Source organism: Eubacterium sp. AF17-7 (assembly GCF_003461285.1).
Classification (GTDB): Bacteria; Bacillota; Clostridia; order Lachnospirales; family Lachnospiraceae; genus Eubacterium_U; species Eubacterium_U album.
Window position 1 is genome coordinate 140,247 of sequence record NZ_QTWU01000001.1, and the last position, 25,639, is coordinate 165,885.

19 protein-coding genes are annotated in these 25,639 nt (G+C 33.5%); 18 read left to right on the forward strand and 1 reads right to left on the reverse strand.

All coding sequences use genetic code 11. From position 1 onward, the window contains the following. The first annotated feature begins 92 nt into the window (after nt 1-92). The 13 genes from rsmH to DWW96_RS00640 all read left to right on the forward strand — a co-directional run bounded on the left by rsmH (nt 93) and on the right by DWW96_RS00640 (nt 18,839). Entirely contained in the window at nt 93-1,157 is a 1,065-nt protein-coding gene (gene rsmH, locus DWW96_RS00585; protein WP_117908346.1) for a 16S rRNA (cytosine(1402)-N(4))-methyltransferase RsmH, read from the forward strand. A gap of 145 nt (nt 1,158-1,302) precedes the next feature. Continuing rightward, complete coding sequence (locus DWW96_RS00590; protein ID WP_117908349.1) at nt 1,303-2,406, forward strand: ADP-ribosylglycohydrolase family protein; 1,104 nt, start codon at nt 1,303-1,305, stop codon at nt 2,404-2,406. A 225-nt stretch (nt 2,407-2,631) separates the two neighbouring features. After that, entirely contained in the window at nt 2,632-3,195 is a 564-nt protein-coding gene (locus DWW96_RS00595) for an HD domain-containing protein (RefSeq protein WP_117908351.1), read from the forward strand. A gap of 124 nt (nt 3,196-3,319) precedes the next feature. Then, nucleotides 3,320-4,159, forward strand: a complete 840-nt coding sequence (locus DWW96_RS00600) for a patatin family protein (RefSeq protein ID WP_117908353.1) — start codon at nt 3,320-3,322, stop codon at nt 4,157-4,159. A 561-nt stretch (nt 4,160-4,720) separates the two neighbouring features. Beyond that, the gene (locus DWW96_RS00605; RefSeq protein ID WP_117908355.1) at nt 4,721-9,880 is read left to right on the forward strand and encodes a discoidin domain-containing protein; all 5,160 of its coding nucleotides are present in this window, start codon (nt 4,721-4,723) and stop codon (nt 9,878-9,880) included. Between the two features lie 101 nt (nt 9,881-9,981). Then, complete coding sequence (locus tag DWW96_RS00610; RefSeq protein ID WP_117908357.1) at nt 9,982-12,477, forward strand: discoidin domain-containing protein; 2,496 nt, start codon at nt 9,982-9,984, stop codon at nt 12,475-12,477. A gap of 450 nt (nt 12,478-12,927) precedes the next feature. Next, nucleotides 12,928-13,893: a beta-ketoacyl-ACP synthase III gene (locus tag DWW96_RS00615; RefSeq protein WP_022088850.1), complete on the forward strand. Its 966-nt coding sequence runs from the start codon at nt 12,928-12,930 to the stop codon at nt 13,891-13,893. 121 nt (nt 13,894-14,014) lie between these two features. Next, the gene (locus tag DWW96_RS00620; RefSeq protein ID WP_117908359.1) at nt 14,015-14,743 is read left to right on the forward strand and encodes an AzlC family ABC transporter permease; all 729 of its coding nucleotides are present in this window, start codon (nt 14,015-14,017) and stop codon (nt 14,741-14,743) included. Continuing rightward, nucleotides 14,744-15,067 (forward strand): AzlD domain-containing protein, encoded by a 324-nt coding sequence (locus DWW96_RS00625; RefSeq protein ID WP_022088852.1) that lies wholly within the window; start codon nt 14,744-14,746, stop codon nt 15,065-15,067. Between the two features lie 263 nt (nt 15,068-15,330). Further along, nucleotides 15,331-16,758, forward strand: coding sequence for a glycoside hydrolase family 25 protein (locus tag DWW96_RS00630; RefSeq protein ID WP_117908361.1), 1,428 nt, complete (start codon nt 15,331-15,333; stop codon nt 16,756-16,758). A 364-nt stretch (nt 16,759-17,122) separates the two neighbouring features. Next, nucleotides 17,123-18,046, forward strand: a complete 924-nt coding sequence (metA, locus tag DWW96_RS00635) for a homoserine O-succinyltransferase (protein ID WP_022088854.1) — start codon at nt 17,123-17,125, stop codon at nt 18,044-18,046. A gap of 14 nt (nt 18,047-18,060) precedes the next feature. Further along, complete coding sequence (locus DWW96_RS13890) at nt 18,061-18,216, forward strand: hypothetical protein (protein ID WP_158562616.1); 156 nt, start codon at nt 18,061-18,063, stop codon at nt 18,214-18,216. A 128-nt stretch (nt 18,217-18,344) separates the two neighbouring features. Then, a complete protein-coding gene (locus DWW96_RS00640) occupies nt 18,345-18,839 on the forward strand; it encodes a CarD family transcriptional regulator (protein WP_022088856.1) in 495 nt (164 codons plus the stop codon). Between the two features lie 62 nt (nt 18,840-18,901). Here the strand turns inward: DWW96_RS00640 and DWW96_RS00645 are convergent, their stop codons facing one another. After that, nucleotides 18,902-19,921 (reverse strand): DUF975 family protein, encoded by a 1,020-nt coding sequence (locus DWW96_RS00645; protein WP_117908363.1) that lies wholly within the window; start codon nt 19,919-19,921, stop codon nt 18,902-18,904. Nucleotides 19,922-20,066: 145 nt separating this feature from the next. Between DWW96_RS00645 and DWW96_RS00650 the strand changes: the two genes are divergently transcribed. The 5 genes from DWW96_RS00650 to nadA all read left to right on the forward strand — a co-directional run bounded on the left by DWW96_RS00650 (nt 20,067) and on the right by nadA (nt 25,548). Continuing rightward, nucleotides 20,067-20,933 (forward strand): zinc ribbon domain-containing protein, encoded by an 867-nt coding sequence (locus tag DWW96_RS00650; protein ID WP_117908365.1) that lies wholly within the window; start codon nt 20,067-20,069, stop codon nt 20,931-20,933. Between the two features lie 36 nt (nt 20,934-20,969). Beyond that, the gene (locus tag DWW96_RS00655; protein WP_117908367.1) at nt 20,970-22,418 is read left to right on the forward strand and encodes an aminoacyl-histidine dipeptidase; all 1,449 of its coding nucleotides are present in this window, start codon (nt 20,970-20,972) and stop codon (nt 22,416-22,418) included. Nucleotides 22,419-22,523: 105 nt separating this feature from the next. Further along, nucleotides 22,524-24,407 (forward strand): fructose-1,6-bisphosphatase, encoded by a 1,884-nt coding sequence (locus tag DWW96_RS00660; RefSeq protein WP_117908369.1) that lies wholly within the window; start codon nt 22,524-22,526, stop codon nt 24,405-24,407. 79 nt (nt 24,408-24,486) lie between these two features. After that, nucleotides 24,487-24,615, forward strand: coding sequence for a hypothetical protein (locus tag DWW96_RS14500; protein WP_260978937.1), 129 nt, complete (start codon nt 24,487-24,489; stop codon nt 24,613-24,615). A gap of 24 nt (nt 24,616-24,639) precedes the next feature. Next, nucleotides 24,640-25,548 carry a quinolinate synthase NadA gene (nadA, locus tag DWW96_RS00665; protein ID WP_346432201.1) on the forward strand — a complete coding sequence of 303 codons (909 nt, stop codon included), beginning with the start codon at nt 24,640-24,642 and terminating at the stop codon, nt 25,546-25,548. Nucleotides 25,549-25,639: the final 91 nt, after the last annotated feature.

Sequence of the window (25,639 nt, forward strand, 5' to 3'; positions counted from 1 at the left end):
ATTAAAATTTGTGCAAATAACTACCATTTCATAGCTGTAAAAAATATATATTTTAAATACCCCCTAAAATATAATAGTGAAAGGATTGCATAATGGATAACAACCAAAATATTGAGACAGAAAAAGTTCACAAAAGAAGGGTAAGATATAAAGGAACACACCCGAGAACGTATGCAGAAAAGTATAAAGAACAACAGCCTGAAAAATATGCTGATACAATAGAAAAAGTAATACGAAAGGGAAGTACTCCTGCAGGTATGCATATATCTATTTGTGTAAAAGAAATATTAGAATTTTTACAAATAAAGCCGGGGCAGAAAGGATTGGATGCAACTCTAGGATATGGTGGACATACATCAAAGATGCTCGAATGCCTTGAAGGAAATGGTCATGTATACGGATTAGATATAGATCCGATAGAAATAGAAAAAACAAAAAAGAGATTAGCAGACAAAGGATTTGGAGATAATATATTTACAGCTATTAATACTAATTTTGCAAATATAGATGAAGTGGCAAAAGAATACGGCCCATTTGATTTTGTATTGGCAGATTTAGGTGTATCATCTATGCAGATTGACAATCCGGAGAGAGGATTTACTTATAAATATGATGGCCCGCTTGATTTACGATTAAATCCGCATAAAGGAATTTCAGCAGCTCAAAGATTGGAAAATATCAGGGAAGATGAACTTGAAGGGATGTTTATTGAAAACTCAGACGAACCTTATGCCGCTGAAATTGCAAAGGCTATAGTGGAAAGGAACCGAAAAGGACAGAAAATAACAACAACACTTATGCTTAAAGATGTAATAGAAGAGGCATTATCTTTTATTCCACAGAAAGAAAGAAAAGAAGCAGTGAAAAAGTCCTGTGCCAGAACATTTCAGGCTTTAAGAATTGATGTAAATAATGAATTTGAAGTGTTATATGATTTTCTTGAAAAACTACCGGATGCAATGGCACCAGGTGGAAGAGTTGCGATTCTGACTTTCCATTCAGGTGAAGACAGACTTGTAAAGAAGGCATTTAAAGCCCTATATAAGCAGGGAATATTTTCAGAAATTGCAAAGGATGTAATAAGACCGTCTGCAGAAGAATGTAATATGAATCCGCGTGCAAGATCAACAAAAATGCGTTGGGCAATAAAAAATTAACAAATTAGTAAAATATTGTTTTGAGTATATAGAATATTTGTATTATAATGGAAAATATGTAAGAACGTGAATAGTTACATCGCACAATGAAAAATTGGAAATGATAATATAGTTGTGCGTAAAGGATAAAAGGAGGAGGAAATTAATGAATCCTATTATTTTAGATAAGGTAAGGGGTTGTATGTTAGGTGGTGCTGTAGGTGATGCACTTGGTTACCCGGTTATGAATCTTAACATTGATGATATTCGTAAAGAACATGGTGAAAATGGTATTAGCGAATATTTATTAGATGAAAATGGTAAAGCAGGAATATCAGATATAACACAGTTATCGTTATTTACTGCAAATGGAATTTTATCAGGAAAGACAAAAGCCTGTAAAATAGGTACTGAGGGACCAGATGTTGCAACAGTATGTCAGGCATACAAAGATTGGGTTAAAACACAGGAAAGTGATAATACTAACGAAAGCCATACAACATGGTTATATAATATAGAAAATTTGCATAGTAGAAGACATTCATTAGAATCAGGAATAGATATTTTCAAAGGCGATTTTGGAAGTGTTGAAAAGCCTGAAAAGTTAGGAATGGATTTTGGAGCTATTACAAGAATCGCTCCTGTGGGACTTTATTTTAAAGAAGAAAATATGCAGATTGAAGAAATAGATGTGTTTGCTGCAAATGTAGCTGCATCTACACATGGATATGATGCTGCTTATATTTCAGCTGCAATATTAGCTCATATAATAAATAAAGTAACATATACGGAAATGACTTTAAAAGAAGCAGTATCAGATGCAATGAACACAGTAAAAAGATTATGTGGATATAAACCACATGTTGAAAGTGTCATGGAAGGATTAAGCAGAGCCGTTTCTTTAACAGGTGAAGATATAGATGATAAAGAAGCAGTATCAGAAATCGGTATAGGAAATAGTGCCGATGAAGTACTTGCAGCAGCAATTTACTTTAGTTTAAAGTATGAAGAAGATTTTGAAAAAGCAATTCATGCTGCGGTCAATAATGACGGTAAAAGCGGAGCAATAGCATCCGTAACAGGAAATATACTTGGTGCATATCTTGGAGCAAGAGCAATTCCTGAAAAATATTTAGAAAAATTAGAGTTACGCCATATAATCCAGATAATAGCAGAAGATTTACACGAAGATTGCCCGAATACAAATTATTTTGACAACTTCAATTGGATTTGGGAAGAAAAATATGGCGAAGCCTGTTATATTATTTAATAACTCAGAATTACAAAAAACTGCCTTCATGTTCGCATGTAAAGGCAGTTTTTCTAAGAAATCAAAGCCATAAGGAATGAGTCTTACAGGGAAGAAGCCGAATGGAAGGGGCAATACAGATTAATAAAGGAGGAAACAAAATGAACGAAGTTCATTTTTTATAAATGTTTCCGACGAATAGCCGCTGACCGAAGGGCGGGGCAATACAGATTAATAAAGGAGAATATGTTGGACGACAAATTAAAGCAACAAATATTTTTAGAAATAGCAATGCCTATTTGTACCAGAGAAAAAGTAATGCTTATGCATAAGTTTGTACAACATGGAAAAACAAGTTGCTTAGAACATAGCATAGCTGTAGCATACAATAGCTTTTTGATGGCAGAAGCCATGGGAACTGAATATGATAGGGAAAGTCTTATAAGAGGCGGCCTTTTGCATGATTATTTTTTATATGACTGGCATAAACCTCATGGAAGATGGCATGGATTTAAACACCCGGCAATAGCATTGAAAAATGCTACAAGGGATTTTAAACTAACAGAAATAGAAAAGAATCTTATAGTAAGACATATGTTTCCGCTAGTACCGATACCACCTAAAAATATTGAGGGTGGTATAGTATGTATGGTTGATAAGTGGTGTTCACTTAAAGAAACATTTTGTAGCGATATTTATAAAAAAGATGGAATGGTTCAGCAGATAATTAAAATAGTTGAAATTAAACTAAGAGAAGAAGAAACAAGAGAGTCAACGGTTAATATTTCACAGAGACATGTTGTTTTATAAAAATATACTTTTAGGCTGCAAATAACAAAAGATACAATAAAAAACAAAAGAGTGACTTTAAAGTTATTAATTGGATTAGTATTTTATGTAAAACAAATCTGAATGAAGCATTAGGAGGAATAGTATGGCAGGATTAGTTTTAGAAGGTGGAACATTCAGACCTATTTTTAGTTGTGGCGTAATGGATGCGTTATTAGATAATGGTATCGAATTTCCTTACGTAATAGGTGTATCGGCAGGAATAACGGATGCGATATCATACATTTCAAAACAGAAGGAAAGAAATTTACTGGTATTAGAAAAATATAGAAATGACAAAAGGTATATTGGAATAAACAATTTTAAGACTGATAAAAGTTTATTTGGTCTTGAATTTGCATATGGAACAGTTCCAAATGAATTAATGCCATTTGATATGGAAACATATAAGAAATACACAGGAAAGGTAAGAGTTGGTGTAACTAATTGTATTACAGGAAAAGCTGAGTATATGGATGGCATGGAAATGGATGATAAATATACAATGCTAAGAGCAACATGTGCAATACCCGGATTTTTCCCAACGATTAACATTAATGGAACACCATATTATGATGGAGGGATAGCTGACCCGATTCCGATACGTAAGTCTATGGCGGATGGAAATGAAAAAAATCTAATTATCCTGACACAGCCATTAGAATATAGGAAAACATTAAATGCAAAGACCAAATTTGCAGCGAATCGTGTTAAAAAGAAATATCCTGAATTAGCAAATGCCCTATATACAAGACACATCAGATATAACGAGACAGTAGAGTATTGTCATAAGTTGGAAGATGAGGGAAAGGCAATAATACTTCAGCCAAAGGTGAAACTCAATAGTTTTGAAAAGGATGTGAAAGTGTTGAGACAGACAAATGAAATGGGATATGAAATGGCTATGGACAAAATGGATTTAATAAAAGAATTAATAAAAAAATAAAAATATTTTTATCAAAAATAAGCGTAAAATTATGTTTTTTCGACATTTTTTTACGCCATTTTTTTTGCAAAAAAGGCAAAAACACCAAAATGAAAATTTTGAAATACCATAAAATAGTAAGGTGTTTGTACAAAATCAACAAAAAAACAAATAAAATAGACATTTTTTTGATGATATATTGCAAAAAATGTTTTTAAATTCTAATATTTTAAATATAGAACGACATATATATTGGGAATATGTTGGGGGTCGGATTCAAAAAAGCGGGCAAGTCAGCCTGATATTTCGTGAGTTAATGCGTGTATTGAAAACTTTTAATATACGCTTTATTTTTATCTTGGTAATTTAGAAAAATAAAAATTACCAAATAAATATGTATAGAGTTTTGAATTATTATTGTAAACCGTGGAGTGATAATAATAGAAATCAGAAAGGGTTTTTATTAATTATATTATGCGGAAAATGTTGAGATTGGGCAAATATTTTACGTAATCGCAGAAAGTGAATAAAAACGCATAGCGCGTTTTTTTATAAAAAATATGAAGGGGAGGTTTTTATTCAATGAGAATTAAAAATCTAAGAAAAGTGTCAAAAAGAGCAGCAAGTTTTGCACTTTCAGCAGCGTTGGTAGTTGGAGTAGTACCTGCGCAGAATTTAATGCCTACTGTAAAGGCAGCGGATGACAATACACCATATGTTATTTCGAACGGAAGAATGGTATATGCTAGTTCATCTGTAGAAAACAGTGATCCGTCTTATGCAGTGGATGGCTCAACATCGACAAGATGGGAAAGTTCATGGAACAACAAAAATGAATGGATGTACGTAGACCTCGGAAAAGTTACACAGATTACAGGTGTAAAACTTATGTGGGAAGGTGCGTACGCAACAGCTTACAAGATTCAGTTTTCTGATGATGAAGAAAACTGGAGAGATGTTTACACAAACAATTCATGTAAGGGTGGAAACGAAACAATTGATTTAAGTGGCTCAGCAAGATATGTAAGAATTTATATGACAGATAAAGCTTTGGCTGCTTATGGATATTCATTATATGAATTTCAGGTTCTCGGATTAAACGGAGTTACACAGAGACCTGTAGATTACGGAAAAAATATAGCAGAAGGCAAGAATGTAACAGCTTCATCACTTAGAGATGTATGGTGGATGTATGATGACAATGGCGTAATTGACCAGTCAACAGTACTTGCAAAGAATGCTGTAGATGGAAATATGAATTCATATTGGACATCAGGTGAAAAAGATAAACAATGGTTATGCGTAGATTTAGGCAGAAACTATGAGATAGGTCGAGTAATTATAAATTGGGCATCAGATGCAGGAAAGATTTATGATATTCAGACATCGACAGATGGAAATAATTGGACAACATTATATAGACAGACAAAAGGTTCAGGAAATAAAGTAGACAATGTAGAACTTTATGCTAATGCACGTTATGTAAGAATGTATGGATACACAAGAGTTGAGACAGGAAGTGGATTTAGTATAAATGAATTACAGGTATACGAATATAAAAATGGAGACAAGAAGGTAACACATAATATAGAAGCACTACCACAGTCTCAGGTAAAGAAAACAGCTAACAATAAAGGAAGTTATTTGTCAAATGATATGTACGAAGCAAAAGCTAAACTTCCGGTTTATGCAGCAGATAATATTAAAGATCCTGTTGAAAGTAATGACTGGTGGCAGTCAATTTTAATTAACAAGTTTGGAAATATGTTATCAACACTTCCATTAAAGATAAAATATTCAACAAAAGGACTTGGAGTTTTAACAGCTACAGAAGGCTGGCTTCCGGCAATGGGCGAAACAGATGTAAATGTTTCAGTAGTTTCAGAAACAAAACCTGATTTTTACATTATGCCTGAGAATCTTGATACAGCGTCAGCATGTGACAAAGTCATGGATTACAGTGATTACTCAGTAAAAGTTGGTTTATGTGATGATAATCATGTAGCAATGCAGTCAACACATATAAAAGGTTCACCATATATTTTTACTGAATATGGAACAACAAGAACAATTTATATTTCATCATCAGCTGATGCACAGTGCTTTGATGCAAATGGAAATGCCATTTTAGCAAATAATCTTGATAAGATTACAGCTGACCATATCGGACTTCAGGTTACAGATGATGATAATAAGAACGGTACAAAGAACTCAACAAGTTATTATTGTTTAACAGTACCTGAAAATACAACATTTAAGAAAATCGGAAGTTATATTAAAGTAACATTCCCGGCAGACAACGGATATATGTCAATTGGTACAATGCAGGCAAAGAACCAGTTAGAAACATTCTTTGCACATGGATATGCATTTGTAACAGATACAGCCGTAACATATGATTATAGTGATGACAATGCAAAGATTAATTCACACTATAACTTAACAACAACAGTAAAGAGAAATGGATTTTCAAATGAATCTATGTTATGTATGCTTCCTCATCAGTGGAAAAATTCAACAGATGATAACAATGCATTCACAACATATACTTCTGTAAGAGGTGATTTAAAGACAATCATTTCAAATAAATTTACAACAACAAAGACATTTGCAGGTCTTCTTCCAACATTTGCAATTCCATCAGGAAGTGACTTTGACAGTGAAGAGGCTCAGATGTATTTAGCACAGTTAGATGATGCAACAAAGAATTTGAACCCTGCAGCTGATGCTTATTGGGAAGGTAAGAATTTACATCCATTAGGAATGGGAGTTCTTATGGCTGACCAGTTAGGGGATACAGAATTAAGAGATGAATTCCTTGCAAGAATTAAGAAGATTCTTATTAACTGGTTTACATATGATGGTAAAGATGACATTAGTTATTTCATTTATGATAACAATTGGGGAACACTTTATTATGCACAGAGTGAATTTGGTGCAAATGCTTCAATTTGTGACCACCATTTTACATACGGATATTTTATGTTTGCTGCTACAGTATTAGCAACATATGATGAAGAGTTCTACAACGATTACAAAGAAATGATTGAAATGTTAATCAGAGATTATGCAAATCCATCTGACAATGATAGTGAATTCTGTAGATTCAGATCATATGATTTATATGAAGGACATTCATGGGCAGGCGGATACGCAGACAATGATTCAGGAAACAATCAGGAATCCGCAAGTGAATCATTATTCAGCTGGGTAAGTTTATACTTATGGGGAACACTTACAGGAAATGACACATATAGAGATGCAGGTGTATTTGGTTTCTCAAATGAAATGGATGCAGTAGAACAGTACTGGTTCGATTATGATAAAGATAACTGGGTTAAAGAATGGCCATATGATGTAGTAGGACAGGTTTATGGTGGAATTAACTTCTACGGTACATTCTTCGGTGGACAGCCATTATATGTATATGGTATTCAGTGGTTACCGATTTCTGAATATTTAACATACTATGGTATGAATCAGGCAAGATGCGCAGAAATTTATCAGGGATTATTAGATGATACAGATACAGCTATGAAGAAAGCTGTTATCGTAGCTAGAAATGAAGGAAAGACTGAAGAAGAAATTCAGACAATGTTAGATACATATCCACAGGCAGATACAGGTTGGCAGCATATTACATGGCCATTCTTATCACAGACAAATCCAACATTGGCATTACAGAAATTCCTTGCAAATGATGATAAGGTACAGAAAACAGATACAGCAAATACATACTGGTTCATTAACAGTATGAAAGAATTAGGAACAAAGACAACTGATATTGTAGCAACAGGAGATTGCTCAGCAGCAGTTTACTACAATAAGAATACAAATAAATATACTGCTACAGTATGGAACCCAACAAATGCTACAAAGAAAGTAACATTTAAGAACGCAAATGGAACAACTTTAGGAACAGCAACAATTGGTGCAAAAGCATTAGTAAGCTTTGAAGTATACAAAGATAAGAAATTTGATATTACTCAGGCTCAAACACCTGAAATTTCAGTTCCAACAGGTACATATGATGATACACAGTATGTAGAAATTAAGTCATCAACTGAAGGTGCAACAATTTACTACACAACAGATGGAACAAGACCAACAACTTCATCAAAAGTTTATGATGGTATTATTCCTGTATCAAGTACATCAACAGTAAAAGCAATAGCAGTAAAAGACGGATATATTACATCAGCAATGGCATCTTCAACAATTACAGTAAATGGTGCAGAAGTATCAAAGAATACTAACATTGCATTAGGAAAGAATGTAACAATATCTTCAAGTGAAAATCCATCAGTAAGTGGTGACAAATTAGTAGATAATGATGGAACAACAAGATGGTCATCAGAATTTACAGATGATCAGTGGTTCAACATTGATTTAGGTGGAAATTACACAATCAACAAAGTAACACTTGATTGGGAAGCTTCATATGCAACAGCATATAAGATTCAGACATCAGTGGACGGAAACAATTGGAATACAGTTTACAGCACAACATCAGGAAAAGGTGGAGATGAAGAAATTGTATTTGATGCAACAAAATGCAGATATGTAAGATTCCAGGGCGAAAAGAGAGTAATGCAGTATGGATATTCTCTTTGGGAAGTTGGAGTATATGAAGCAAAGAAGGTTGAACAGCCAACATTTAGCTTAGCTTCAGGAAATTACTCAGGAAATAAGAAGTTACAGATTAGCAGTGCAACAAAGGGTGTTGAAATCAGATATACAACAGATGGTTCTACACCAAATGAAAATTCAAAACTTTATGTACCAAGCATTACTTTAAATAAGGATACAACAATTAAAGCAATAGCATACAGAAAAGGAATGATTGCTTCAGAAATTGCAACAGCTACTTACACAATTAATGGTGGAAGCACAACAGAACCTGAACAGCCAACAGAACCTTCAAAACCAGATGAAGGAGAAACAACATTAGTAAATGTTGCTAAAGGTAAAACAGCATCAACATCAGGAACAGAGACAGATGCAATGGCAGCAGCAAATGCATTTGATGGAGATGAAGGAACAAGATGGTCATCAAATTTTGCAGATGATGCATGGATTGCAGTAGATTTAGGAAAGACATATGCAGTTAGTAAAGTTGTACTTAACTGGGAAGCAGCATATGGAGAATCATATAAGATTCAGACATCAACAGATGGAAAGAATTGGACAACAGCAAAGGATGTAACAGGAAAGAACGGAGGTATAGATACAATTACATTTAACACAGTAAATGCAAGATATGTAAGAATGCAGGGTGTTAAGAGAGGTTTACCATATGGATATTCATTGTGGGAAATGGAAGTATATGCAACTGTTAAGGAAACTGCAGAATATGGCGTAGTTTCTAAAGGAAAAACAGCATCAACATCAGGAGCAGAGACAGATGCAATGGCAGCAGCAAATGCATTTGATGGAGATGAAGGAACAAGATGGTCATCAAATTTTGCAGATGATGCATGGATTTCCGTTGCCTTAGGAAAAACATATGCAATTGATAAGGTTGTACTTAACTGGGAAGGTGCATATGGAGAATCATATAAGATTCAGACATCAACAGATGGAAAGAATTGGACAACAGCAAAAGATGTAACAGGAAAGAACGGTGGTATTGATACAATTACATTTAACACAGTAAATGCAAGATATGTAAAAATGCAGGGTGTTAAGAGAGGACTTCCGTATGGATACTCATTATGGGAAATGCAGATATACGGAAAGTAAAATACTAGATTAAAGGACAGGTATTAAAGAGGCTTCATGGCATGAAAAAGGGCTATGGGCCTCTTTTATATAATTATATTAGGAAAATTGGAGGGTAAAAAATGAACAGGAGAAAGTTAGTGTCAATGGCACTTTCTTTAATGATGGTTACCGCATCATTAGGAACAATTAACGGAACAGCTTCGGTAAAAGGAGCAGACACATGGAGAAGTAGTTTATATCCGAGTAACTGGACACCCGGATACATGAACAGTAGCGGACAGTTTTTACAGGATTTTTCATATGCAGGATATGAAAAAGGTGAAAAAGAAGTTCCAACTCAGATGAGTGGAATGTATGTAAATGTAGTAAATTATGGAGCTGACAGTACAGGAGCGAAAGACTCAACAGCAGCAATTCAAAATGCAATCAACGCTGTTGAGGCAGCAGGTGGTGGAACAGTATATCTTCCGGAAGGAACATACAAGGTAAAGCCAACTACTTCAAATTCAGCAGCTTTAAGAATAAAAGGCAGCAACATCTTATTTAAAGGAGCAGGAAAAGGAAAGACTTTTATAAGAGGCTATGCGGAAAATATGAGATATAGTCAGGTTATTAATGTATCTCCAAATGGAGGAACATGGAATAGTGCTGACGATGGAAATTATTATAGTTTGTCACAGGATATACCAAAAACACCAACAAATAAAATTTATTTGAGTAATGTTGGAAATTTAAAAGTTGGTGATTGGGTAATTATCAGAAGTGACAGAACAGCTGCATGGATTAATGAACATCAGATGTCAGGATTCTGGTCAGCAAGTGTAAATCCTACAACAATGGGAACAACATTTTATAGACAGATAACAGCAGTAGATAAGAATAGTAAGACAATTACAATTGATATCCCTACAAGATATTATATGAAAACAAGAGACAATGCCAGAGTTTATAAAGTAACTCCAAAGCAGCAGAATGTAGGATTGACAGACTTTTCCATTGGAAATAAAGCCAACAGCAAGACAAATGGCTGGGGAGAGGAAGACTATAAGACAAGTGGAACAGGAGCATATGATGCAAATAATGCATTTTTGATTAAATTTGCATTAAATGTAAACTGTTTTGCAAAGAATATTTCTACATATCAGGCAGGAAATGCAAGTCAAATTCATATGATTTCGAACGGACTTGATTTAAGCCAGTGCAGAAGCATTACAATTGACAGCTGTGATTTCAGTCATCCACAATATGAAGGTGGTGGCGGAAACGGTTATGGAATGAATGTTTGTTCACAGGAAGCATTAATTAAAAATTGCTCATCAACAAGTGCAAGACATAGTTTTTCATTTAAATATGCATATACAAGTGGAAATGTAATTTATCATTATACATCAACAAATCCAAAATACGGAAGTGATTTCCATATGTATTTAAGTATGTCTAACTTAATTGATAATGAAGAACTTAATGGTGATTTTGTTGAATCAAATGTAAGACCATATGGTGGCACTGCAGGAAACAGACATGGTTATACATCAACAGAAACTGTTTTCTGGAACACAAAAGGAAATTATTATAAGTCAGGAATGAATTATATTATTGATTCAAGACAGTTTGGAAATGGTTATATTATAGGAACTCAAGGTGCTGCTACAAATGTTAAGACAACACCTACAACAATGTCTTCACAGTATGGAACTGTAAATACAGCACCGGAAGACTATAAAGAAGGAATTGGAAAAGGAGCAACATTATATCCACAGTCACTTTATTACGATCAGCTTGAAAAGAGACTTTCGAAATCAAGTGGAGGAGAGACAGTAACAGAAACAGCAAAGAAAATTCCGGGAACAATTAATGCAACTGAGTATGCAAGTGCTACATCAGGAATAACAAAGAATACATCAACAACACCAAATTATGTGGGAAATCTTGTGTCAGGGTCTTCATTAGAATATAAGGTTAATGCAGAAGACGGAACGTATAAGGTAAATATAGGTTTAGCAGCAGGAGATGTAAAATATAATGCAAAGAACATTACAGTAAAAGTTGATGGAACAAATGCGATAAATGTACCGGTTATAGGAAGTACAAGTTGGACAGAATTTGTACAACACAATTTACAGCTGACATTATCAAATGGTGAACACACAATTGCAATTAGTTCAGTTGATGGAGCAGTTAATATTGGAGATATTGTATTTACTAAGAAAATAGTAAAAGAAGAAGCGACTAATGTAGCTAAGGGCAAAAATGTTACAACTTCAGGAAATGAAAATAATGAGTTTGCAGGTAGTAATGCAGTAGATGGAAATAAAGATACAAGATGGTCATCAAATTTTGCAGATAATGCATGGATTGCAGTAGATTTAGGAAAGACATATGCAGTTAGTAAAGTTGTACTTAACTGGGAAGCAGCATATGGAGAATCATATAAGATTCAGACATCAACAGATGGAAAGAATTGGACAACAGCAAAGGATGTAACAGGAAAGAACGGAGGTATAGATACAATTACATTTAACACAGTAAATGCAAGATATGTAAGAATGCAGGGTGTTAAGAGAGGTTTACCATATGGATATTCATTGTGGGAAATGCAGGTGTTAACAAAATAATGCGTTGCAGAAAAAAAGAATAATGTCGGTGTTACAATTATTGACATTAACTGAATAATACTTTGAAAAAATCAGAGAAAAAATTTTAATTATCTTATAAAATAATTTCTTATCATTCACCCCATTTGGGCAGATTACAATCTACCCAAATGGGGTATTTTAATTTGACAAAGAAATTAATATTCTCTATACTCCATATAGTAGTAAATTAACAATGATTTATATATTGCCCCGAAGCTTGTTGATATTAAGAGAAAGAGCATTTGTCCCCGTCGGTTCAATGTTTTGCCATGTGGAATGATTAGAACCAAAGGTTCTAAAGTCAGACCATATGGCAAAACGTTAGAACCGCTACGAGGGACAAGCAGCGCGAGCGTTCTTTCGTTAATATCAACAGGCTTCGGGGCAGATAATGAATAAACATAATTGAATATTAAAATGGAGAGAAAAATGTATACAAAAATAGTGGGAACAGGAAGTTATCTTCCAAAAAAAGTATTAACAAATGATGATATAGCACAGCTTGTAGATACAAATGATGAATGGATCAGGGAAAGAACAGGGATACAAAGCCGTCATATAGTCGAAGACGAAACTACGGTTACTATGGCATCAATGGCAGCAAAGGATGCACTTGAAAATGCAAATTTGCAACCTGAGGATATAGATTTAATAATAGTAGCAACTGTTTCAGCAGATAATCTTTTGCCTAGTACAGCATGTAGCGTTCAGAAGGAGTTAGGGGCTGTAAATGCAACTGCATTTGATATAAATGCAGCATGCTCAGGATTTTTATTTGCACTCAATACAGCAGATGCGTACATAAAAACGGGCATGTATAAAAATGCACTTTTAATTGGAGTGGAGACTTTGTCAAAAATCGTAGACTGGAATGACAGGGGAACATGTATTTTATTTGGTGACGGAGCAGGTGCAGCAGTTGTTGCAGCAAGCGAAACACCGGGAATTTTAGCAGGAATACAGGGCGCAGATGGAGCAGGCGGAGATGTATTAGCGTGCAAAGGACGTGAAAACAATAATCCTATTGTGAAAGGAGATTTGACACCGGGATATGTCTCAATGGAAGGTCAGTCAGTATTCAAATTTGCAGTAAAAAAAGTTCCTGAATGCATAGATGAAGTCCTAAATAAGGCAGGAAAGAATATAGATGATGTTGAATTATTTGTGCTTCATCAGGCAAATTTAAGAATTTTAACTTCTATATCAAAGAGAAAGAAAATACCTATGGACAAAATTCCTGTAAATCTGGATACATGCGGAAATACTTCTGCGGCAAGCGTACCGATACTTTTAGATAAAGTAAATAAAGAAGGAAAAATTAAAGAAAACGATTTGATTTTACTTGCCGGATTTGGTGCCGGATTAACTTGGGGAGCGGCACTTATACAGTGGTAAAGTTTTTTATCCAGGAGGAAACAAAATGAACGAAGTTCATTTCCTATAAAAGTTTCCGACGAATAACCGCCGACCGAAGGGCGGGGCATTACATAATTTATATACAGTAATTTAATAAATAATGGGATTAGGTAAAATGGAACAACATACACATAGAAAAGAATTTGTAAGGGGAATAAAAAATGGAATACCAATAGCCATGGGATATCTGGCTGTGGCATTTACATTAGGAATAGCGGCGAAAAAAGCAGGAATTACAGCATTTCAAGCAGGATTAACAAGTTTTGGACTTCATGCATCAGCGGGAGAGTATATTTGCTTTACTTTGATTGCAGCTCATGCAGGTTTAATAGAAATGGTTGTTATGGAAGCGGTTGCAAATGCAAGATATTTGCTTATGTCATGTGCATTGAGTCAGAAAATCCCGGCAGACACACCAATTTGGAAAAGGCTCATAATGGGATATTTTATAACAGATGAAATATTTGGAGTGTCAATACTGACAGACGGGAAATTAGACCCGTATTATAATTTCGGAATGGCAGCAGTTGCATCACCTGCATGGGTATTTGGAACTGTATTTGGCGTAGTGCTTGGAAATTTTCTTCCTATTTCAGTGGTTAGTGCATTAAGCGTAGGTTTATATGGAATGTTTATAGCAGTTATAATACCTCCTGCGAGAAAGAATAAAATAGTTGCAGTATTGATAATAATAAGTTTTGTCGCAAGTTACATATTTAATAAATTAGCATTATTTTCAGCTATATCAAGTGGTGTGAAAATAATAATACTTACAGTAGTAATTTCACTTGGAGCAGCAATTTTGTTCCCTGTAAAGGAGGAAAAATAATTGAACAGTAAAATATATATTTACATATTTGCAATGGCACTTGTTACATATTTGATAAGAGTGCTTCCTCTTACATTAATAAGAAAAGAGATAAAAAATCAGACATTAAAGTCATTTTTATATTACGTCCCATATGTAACATTGGCAGTAATGACGTTCCCGGCAATTTTGGATTCTACGCAGAGTACATTATCTGCAATCATAGCACTTATTACTGCAGTTGCACTTGCATGGTGGGGAAGAAGTCTGTTTCAGGTGGCAGTTATCAGTTGCGTAGTAGTGTTTGTAGTAGAATTTGCTGAAAAAATATTAGACATACTATAAGGAAAAAAATATCGGAGTTATGATAATGCGTAGTAAAAAATACGGAATAACAGTTGTTAATTTCAAATAAAGAAAGTGTTTTTAGTTAACAAAAGTGTGGCAAAAATTCTGAAATTTAGCGCAGTCTATTGTAATAATTTATATATACAGTAAAATTGAAAAAGTGATGAGAAATCGATATTTTACAAGAGAGTTTGTAAAGTATATGCTAGTTACAATATAAATTTGAGTCAAATATACAATGCTATATAAAAGGAGAAGATATGAAATCAGAAGCAAAGAAAAAAGTAGCCGTTTTTCTTGTGGCGGCACTAATTGCTACGACGGTGCCATTTAATTTTACAAGTGTAAAGGCACAGGCAAAAACAAATCAGAATAATAAATATTCAGTAAGGGTAAATGCTGAAGAAGAACCGGTGACTGTTGATGGTAGTCAGCAGGAAACAACAAAAGAATCACAGGAAACTACAGAACCATCAAAAGAGACAAGTACAATAGAGACAAGTACAACAGAAACTTCTACAGTACAGGAATCATCAACTACAGATATTACAACAACACAGCCTGTAACTGAAACAACAACACAGGCTCCTACGGTAGAGACAACAACACAGGCCCCAACAACACAGGTCCCAACAACGGAAGCACCAACAACATCAAAAAAGACAGCATGGGGAGAAAGTAACGGTAAATTCTATAATGACAAATTAAAGCAAATTACAGGCGCTGTTGCAAAAGGTTTAGATGTAAGTCATCATCAGGGAAAAATAGATTGGGAAAAAGTTAGTAAATCGGATGTTGACTTTGTTATTATCCGTTGCGGATATGGAAACAATTTAACAAGTCAGGATGACAAATATTTTGCACAAAATGTTGCAGGATGTGAGAAGTACAATATTCCTTATGGAATTTACATATATTCGTATGCTTTAAGTAAGTCTGATGCAAAGAGCGAAGCAAATCATGTTTTAAGATTAATTAAATCTACAGGCGCAAAACCAACATATCCTATTTATATAGATTATGAAGATTCATCACAAAACGGACTTACTCCAAAGCAGTTAGGAAATTTTGCTACAGCATTTTTTAATAAGACTATTGCAGCAGGTTATAAGGCAGGCGTTTATGCAAATCTAAATTGGTGGACAAATAAACTTACAGATAGCAGATTTAATCAATGGACAAAGTGGGTAGCACAATATAATTCGGCATGCTCATATACAAAGCCTTACCAGATATGGCAATCAACATCAACCGGAAAAGTTCCCGGAGTAAATGGAAATGCAGATTTGAATTTCCTTATGCAGTTTGATTGTATAGAAGACGGACATATTTATTCACAGTGGGTAACTACAAAAAGTGCAACTATATTTGCAAAAGGAACTAAAGTAAGAATTTGTAGTGTATGTGGAAAATTACAGACAAAAGAGACGAAAAAACTTAAGCCTACAGGAAAATTAAATACAACAAAGGTTACACTAAGATTTCGCAGAAAATATAATAGAATACGAGTATCAAATTTATCAGCAGGCGATAAAGTAAAAAGTTATAAATCATCTAATAAAAAAATAGCTACCGTTAATAAAAAAGGTGTTATTAAAGCGAAGAAGAAGAAAGGAAAAGCTACAATTACAGTAAATCTTAAGAGCGGCAAGAAATTAAAAGTTAAAGTAACTGTAAGAAGAAAATAAAAGATGAATAAATTACTTGTTATATAGTAATAATAAATAATGAAAGTAATTTTGCAATTTATAAATGTAAAAAATGTGTTTTGGTTTTAGTAAAACTGAAGCACATTTTTTATTGCCATATTGCATATCTAAATTATATGGGATGAATTACATTTGAAGCATTTATAGAAGAAGTAAATTTTTTGTATGGCAATTAGCTAAATGTTATTGGTGGATATAATAGATTTGTGGTATAATATAGTTTTATGATGCTAGGATTGTGGGAGTGCATAGCACTAAACAATTCGTAGGAATTAAAGTTGGAGGCTTTAGACCCCCCAACGTCATTTTATATTACATATGAATTTGATAGAGGTGAAGAAAGATGCCTATTAAAGTAAAACAGAATTTGCCTGCACAGCATATTTTAGAGCAGGAGAATATTTTTGTAATGACAGAGCAGAGAGCTATGACTCAGGATATACGACCATTAAATGTTTTAGTATTGAATTTAATGCCGACTAAAATTGTAACTGAGACACAGCTTTTAAGAAAATTATCTAATACTCCATTACAGATTCAGGTGGAATTTTTACAGACAGTAACATATAAATCGCAGCATACAGACAGTAGTCATTTAGATGAATTTTACAAATCATTCGATGAAGTAAAAGATCATTTTTATGATGGATTGATTATCACAGGGGCACCACTTGATTTTATAGATTATGAAGATGTCGATTACTGGGATGAAGTATGCAAGATAATGGAATGGTCAAAGAAACATGTACATTGTACATTCCATTTGTGCTGGGGCGCTTATGCGGGCCTTTATTATCATTATGGTATTAGAAAGAGAGACAGAATACCTAAGCTATCAGGAATTTATAAACATCATATTCTTAAGAAAAATGCTCCACTATTTAGAGGATTTGATGATGTATTTTACGCTCCACATTCAAGAGCAACTGAAATTACAAAAGAGCAGATTCTTGCAGAACCTAAACTTGAATTGATGGCAGAATCGGATGAGGCCGGAGTAGCAATTGTTAAAAGCGAGGATAGTAGACAGTTCTTTGTATTTTGCCATTCGGAATATGATGCTGATACTTTAAAATTAGAATATATACGAGATACGGAAAAGGGAATGAATCCTAAAGTTCCTGTAAATTATTTCCCTGATGATGATCCAACAAAAGAGCCGGTTGTTAATTGGCGTTCAGCAGGACAGTTGTTATTCACAAACTGGTTAAATTATTATGTATATCAGACAACACCGTATGATGTAAATGCAGTTAAAAATGAGTAAATAGGGAGGTTTGTATGTTTGGACCATATGATAAGAAATTTGATAAAAATAAAAACGGAATAATGGAAGACGATGAAAAGTTAGAAGAACAGGCTTACATCAGATATTTAGCAGAAAAAGATGATGAAGGTGAAGAAGATGATGATTTTGACAATGGTGAGTCAGTGTAGAGTTTAAATAGTTAACATAATGAACAAACATTAGCGTGTTAAAGTTTGTTTATTATGCCTATGACATTTTGTCGGTTAAAGGAGTATAATAAATACATAGCCGAAAAGAAAAGTCAGAGGTGAGATAAGTGTTTAAAATAGGAGAATATGTTGTACACGGCAGAAATGGGGTTTGTAAGATTGATGACATTACTAAGTTAGAGATATCGGGTGCCGACAAAGATAAGTTATATTATGTTTTGGTACCAATGAAATCTGAACAGAGTAAAGTATTTTATCCTGTAGACAACAACAGGGTAACAATGAGATCAGTTATTTCGAAAGATCAGGCGGAAGATATTGTAAATGAGATTAAAAGTATTGAGCCGTTGTGGATTAACAATGAAAGACTTAGAGAGGCTAAATATAAAGAAGCAATTTCGTCATGTGATTGTGTTGAATGGATTAGAATTATTAAGACATTGCATATGCGTAATAAGGAAAGAGTTCAACAGGGAAAGAAAATTACATATGTTGACGACAGATATTTAAAAGAAGCAAAAGAAAATCTATATGAAGAATTTTCAATTGCTTTAGATATTGAAAAGGACAATGTGGAACAGTACATAACTGACCACCTATAAAAAAAGACCATCATTTGATGGTCATTTTTATTCTAAAAATATTAAAATTTTATAAGCATAATCTATTCATCTAAATTATCATGGTTGTTGTAATCGTAGTTATTAGAACTATTATCATAATTTGAATTGTCATTATTATAGTTGCCATTGTCATAACTACTACTAAAGCCTGAACTATGGTCATTATAATCATTACCATATCCATTGTTATTATAACCACTGCCATAACCTGAATTATTATCAAATCCATTAGCGTTGGTATAACCGTTATAATTATTATAATCTGTTCCGGTAAATCCATTATTAGGTTTAGAACATAATGTTACATACAATTCCATATTAGTGTATGCCTGATATGGCGCAACGTAAAAAAGACCGACAAGACCTAAAGTAAATGCTGATAAAATGTTCCAACCTATAAATGATAAATCAAGAACGAAAGCGTTCCATTTTTCGCCATCCATCATAGAACGGCTTCTTGCAAAGGCTTCATCTGTACTCATATATGGATTCTCAGCAAGTAAATAAGGAATCATACGATATTCATAGGATTTGATGATTCCGGGAAAGACAAATAACAATGACCAGAAAAATGTGTAAAGCTGTTTTAAGAACATTGTTTTTGTAACATTTCCATATCCTTCTTTAAATGTAAATCCTACACTACCAATATTATAATTGTCTTCAGTTCTTGAACGAATAAACCAATGCTGGCACCCAACCTGCAAAGGATTAAATACAAAAACATTTAAAAGTATTGAAAGTAATCCAACTATTAATATTATTAATGAGAGTCCTTGAAGTATTGTATTAACATTTACTCCTGGGAAAATGGAAGATATGTAATTCTTCATGTATGCTGACATATCTGAATATGATGAGTCAGGAATAGGAGAATCAGATAGTATATTATTAATATCTGAACTGCTATAATAATTATCAGAAGTTGCGTTAGAGAAACTGTTTCCAAAAGAAAAAGTTCCCAATGTAATTGATAAGATAACAGCTACAACAACTGATGGCCAATAGTTAGAATGAAATCTTTGCTTTGCAGCTGCTTTAAGTTCTATTCTGTTCCACATAAAATAATCTCCTGCGAATGTATTTATAAAATTTAGTTACTGTGTTATTATAATACAAAACAAAAAAGAAATAAATAAAATAGCATTTTTTTTCGTATATATATATATGGATGCTTAATTTAAAACACAGGGAGGATATGTACATATGTATTGTAAACATTGTGGAACTCAATTGGCAGATTGGCAGAAGACATGCCATATATGTGGAACGCCGGTTGATTCAGATGCTAAGAAAACTTTTTTAGATGATATCGATTTCTCAGAAACAGAGGAACTATCGGATGCAATTAATGCGGATGAAGGCAAGACAAAAATCTTTAACGTAGAAGAAGATGATATATCTAAAACTCAGGATTTATCAGGCATGGCTGATACAAAGATTTTTGAAGAAAATAAAGCTATGGAATTTGAGGACATAGAACCTCAGGAAGTTGATGACTTTAATTTTAACACTACAGATTTTCAGTTTGATGATGAAGCGGAAAATGCTCAGAAGGAGAGAGCAGGAGTTATAGAAGACCTGTTTTACGGAGAAACTGACGATGATGGTATAGAAGAAGACGAATTAGAAATATTAAGAGAGAGCAATAAGAATAAAAAGATGAGTATTATTGCATTAGCATTAGCAGTAGCAGCAATACTTATAGTTGTTCTTGTAATTATTCTTGCAAATAATCTGACAGGTGGAAATAAAGATGCTAAAGAAACCGAAAATACCACTCAGGAGACAACAACACAAGAATATACAACAGAAGAATACACAACAAAAGCAACAGTTGTAACAACTTACAAGAAGGAAACAACAACAGAAGAAAAGACTACAGAAAAGAAAACAAAGAAAGCTAAAGAAACAACAACGGCAGCACCAACAACAGTGGCACCAACAACAGAGGCAGCTACAGTGGTACCAACAACAGTAGCGCCAACGCAGGCTCCAACAGTGGCACCAACACAGGCAGCGGCACAGGATAATGATAATAATGCAGCAGATTCTAATGATGGAGCAGAATAAATAAAGAAGTTTAACAGCAGGAAAGGATGACATAAAATGAAAGTATTAGAAAATTTACAACCAACAAGTGTATTTAAATATTTTGAAGAGATAACACAGATACCACATGGTTCAAAGAATGTAGAAAAGATAAGTAATTACCTTGTGGATTTCGCAAAGGAACATAATTTAAAATATATTCAGGATGAAAGCAAAAATGTAATTATTTTTAAAGATGCATCAGAAGGATATGAAAATGCAGATACGGTAATCATTCAGGGACACATGGATATGGTTGCAGTTAAAGAAGCTGATTGTAACAAAGACATGGAAAAAGAAGGCTTAGATTTAGAGATTAATGGAGATTACATTAGTGCAAAAGGAACATCGCTTGGCGGCGACGATGGTATTGCAGTGGCAATGGCTTTAGCCATTTTAGACGATGACAGCATTAAACATCCGGCAATTGAAGCAGTATTTACAGTAGATGAAGAAATTGGAATGTTGGGCGCAGTAGCACTTGATACATCAGTTTTAAAAGGAAAGATTTTATTAAATGCTGATTCAGAGGATGAAGGGGTATTTACAGTAAGTTGTGCAGGTGGTGGAACAGTAGAATGCAAAGTTCCATTTCAGCATGAACCTGTAAACGGACAGATATTTGAAATAAAGCTAGATCAATTTACAGGAGGACATTCAGGGGCAGAAATTCATTTAGGAAGAGCTAATGCGAATGTTGCTCTTGGAAGAATCTTATTAAATCTTGTTCAAAATATGGATATAAGAATTATTTCAATTAATGGTGGGGAGAAAGACAATGCAATTGCTAAATTAAGTGAAGCTGCAATTGCCGTATTACCTGAAAACGTTGATAAAGTAAAACAGATAGTAGAAGAAACATTTGAAGAGATAAAGGATGAATACAAGCATACAGACCCTGATATGAGACTTACAACTAATGTCCTTCCAAGTCAGGTACTTGATGTTGCAACAGTTCCAACTACAATTAGAGCAATTATGACTTTAGTTAATATGCCACATGGTGTACAGAAAATGAGCCATGATGTAGAGGGATTAGTTCAGACATCACTTAATTTAGGCGTGTTAAGAACAAATAAAGATGACATAACATTTACTTATTCAGTAAGAAGTTCAAAAGCTTCAGAAAAGAAATATTTAATAGAAAAAATTCGCTCATTAGCGGATTTGCTTGGAGAAGAAATAAGCATAAGCGGAGAATATCCGGCATGGGAATATGTTGAAAATTCTAAAGTGCGCGATATTATGGTAGATGTATATAAGGAAATTTACGGTAAAGAACCTATAGTTGAAGGAATTCATGCAGGACTTGAGTGTGGAATTTTTTCATCAAAAATAGAAGGACTTGATTGTATTTCGTTTGGACCACAGATGCATGATATTCATACTACAAAAGAAGTGTTATCTATTGCATCAACAGAAAGAACATGGGAATTATTGTTAAAAACTTTAGAGAGACTTAAATAAATGATAATAGAGAAACTCTTGCATTAGGATTTAATTTTTTGAAATTAAGTCAAAGCGAGAGTTTCTTATGTTTATATAAGAAGAGAAAGATTTGGAGATACAGATATGAGCGAAAAAAGATATTTACAGTTACTTTCAGAAAAATACCCAACGATACAGTCTGTGTGTACAGAAATTATAAATTTAAATGCAATATTAAATCTTCCAAAAGGAACAGAACATTTTATGAGTGATTTGCATGGAGAGTATGAAGCTTTTTGTCATTTGTTAAATAACTGTGCAGGTGAAGTAAGAGACAAAGTAGACAGAATGTTTAGTGACATTATGACGAAGGAAGAACGAAAAGAGATATGTACATTAATCTATTATCCGAAAGAAAAAATGAATTTGCTTAGGCAGGAAGACAAACTGACGGACGGTTGGTATAGGGATAATTTGAAAAAACTTATTAATATAGCAAAGAAATTTTCATCAAAGTATACACGTTCTAAAGTGAGAAAAGCCATGCCTCAGGACTATAGATATATTATTGATGAACTTTTACATATGCAGGAAGATGAAGACAATAATCAGATTGTTTATCATGAAAAAATATTAGACACAATTATTAGTATAAAAAATGCAGAGGAATTTATAGAAGCATTATCGACCCTGATAAAGCGTCTTGCGGTAGACCATTTGCATATAGTGGGGGATGTATTTGACAGAGGAGAACATCCTGATGATATTCTTGATTTGCTGATGGAACACCATTCAATAGATATACAGTGGGGAAATCATGATATTTTGTGGATGGGAGCAACAGCCGGAAGTGATGCGTGTATTGCCACGACAATAAGAAATAATATTCAGTATAATAATATGCAAATGCTTGAAAACGGATATGGAATAAGTCTTAGAACTTTAACGCTTTTTGCAGAAAGATTATACCCGGATATGGAACCTATGAAAGCAGCATTAAAAGCAATTTCAGTCATTTTATTTAAATTAGAAGGACAGATTATTTCGAGACATCCCGAATATAATATGGATGATAGAAGACTTTTACATAAAATAAATTATGAAAATGGAACTATTCAAATTGAAGGAAATACATATGAGATGAATGATGTTAATTTCCCAACAGTTGATAGAGAAAATCCGTACGAATTATCATCAGAAGAAAAGCAACTCGTGAAAGAACTTCGCAGAATGTATGTTAATAACAAACGTTTAAAACAACATATAGAATTCTTATATGCAAAAGGAAGTATGTATTGTTGTTTCAATAATAATCTGTTATATCATGGCTGCGTTCCTTTGGATGAGGATGGAAATTTTGCTGTTATTAAATTAAATGACAAGAATTATAAAGGAAAAGATTATCTTGATTATGCTGATAAAATGGCGAGAAAAGCTTATTTTAATAAGAATAATCAGGATGAACTTGATTTTATGTGGTATTTGTGGTGCGGTGAAAAATCTCCGCTATCAGGAAGAAGAATAAAGACATTTGAAAGAACTTTTATTGATGATAAAAATGCATGGAATGAACCTAAGAATCCATATTATGATTTTTATAAAGATGAAAAAACATGTAATATGATTCTTCATGATTTTGATATGTATTCACCAATGTCTCATATAATTAACGGCCATACGCCAATCAGGGTAACAAAAGGAGAAAAGCCGGTTCATGCAAATGGCAAACTTATAATAATTGATGGCGGATTCTGCAAAGCATATCATGATACTACAGGTATTGCAGGATATACGTTAATTTATAATTCCCACAGCATGAGACTTATGTCACATCAGCCATTTGAAAGTATTGAAACGGCACTTGAAGAAAATAAAGATATTGAATCAACTGCAGATAGAATAGAGACTATAGATAAACGAGTTATGGTTAGAGACAGTGATATAGGAAAAAATATTAAGAAGCAAATAAAAGAACTTGAGGAATTACTCGAGGGTTATAGACAAGGTGAAATAAAGGAAAGAGTATAACTGTATAACAGCCCTTTAAAATATAATCAGGTTAAAGAATATAGTCGGATTTGAAGCTAGATTAAATTAAGAGTACAACTTGAAAAGAGCCATCACTTGTTCTGAATTGACATATGAGTTAACAACTGATTTGACAACTGACAAGACAGATGATATAATGCCACCTAATGAAAACACGAAAGGAAAATACTGGTTCTATAAAACATAATGGCGAATCAGTTCAGGTGGCAAAATGGAAAATATGATAGCACGTATTGAACAGTTAAAGCAGGAGAAAGATGTTGCAATAGTAGCACATTACTATGTAGATGGACAGGTGCAGGATATCGCAGACTATGTAGGAGATTCATTTGCATTAAGTAAGATTGCAACAATAGTTCCACAGAAGAATATTTTGTTCTGTGGTGTACTTTTTATGGGAGAAAGTGCTAAGACATTAAATCCTAAGAAAACAGTTATGATGCCGGACTTATCAGCAGATTGTCCTATGGCTCATATGGTTACAGTAGAAGATATATTAGATGTAAAAGAAAAGTATCCTGATGTTGCGGTTGTATGTTATGTAAACTCAACAGCAGAAATAAAAGCATATTCAGATGTATGTGTAACTTCATCAAATGCAGTAAAAGTTGTAAAGGCATTACCAAATAAAGACATATTCTTTGTTCCTGATAACAATTTAGCGCATTTTGTAGCAAAACAGACACCGGACAAGAACTTTATATTCAACGATGGATATTGTCATGTACATAAAAAAATAACAACACAGCATATTGCAGACGCAAAGAAAAGACATCCCGGAGTTAAAGTCTTAACACATCCGGAATGTACAGAAGATGTATTAGCTGTTTCAGACTTTATAGGAAGTACAGCTGAAATTATTGACTATGCAACAAAGTGTGAAGATGAAGAATTTTTAATTGCCACCGAAATCGGAGTATTTCATGAACTTCAGAAAAGAAATCCGGATAAGAAATTCTATCCGGTTAAGGATTCACAGATTTGTCCAAATATGAAAAAGATTACACTTGAAAAAGTGTTAAACGTATTAGAAACATTTGATAATCAGGTTGAATTACATGAAGAGATAAGACAGAAGGCTAATTATCCATTATCAAGAATGCTTGAATTAGCAAAATAAAGATTAGAATTCGTTAATAAGAAATTAAAATATACAGATTAAATATAATTTATTTTTTTTAGAATAGAAAATCTCTTTATAGAAAGTGAAG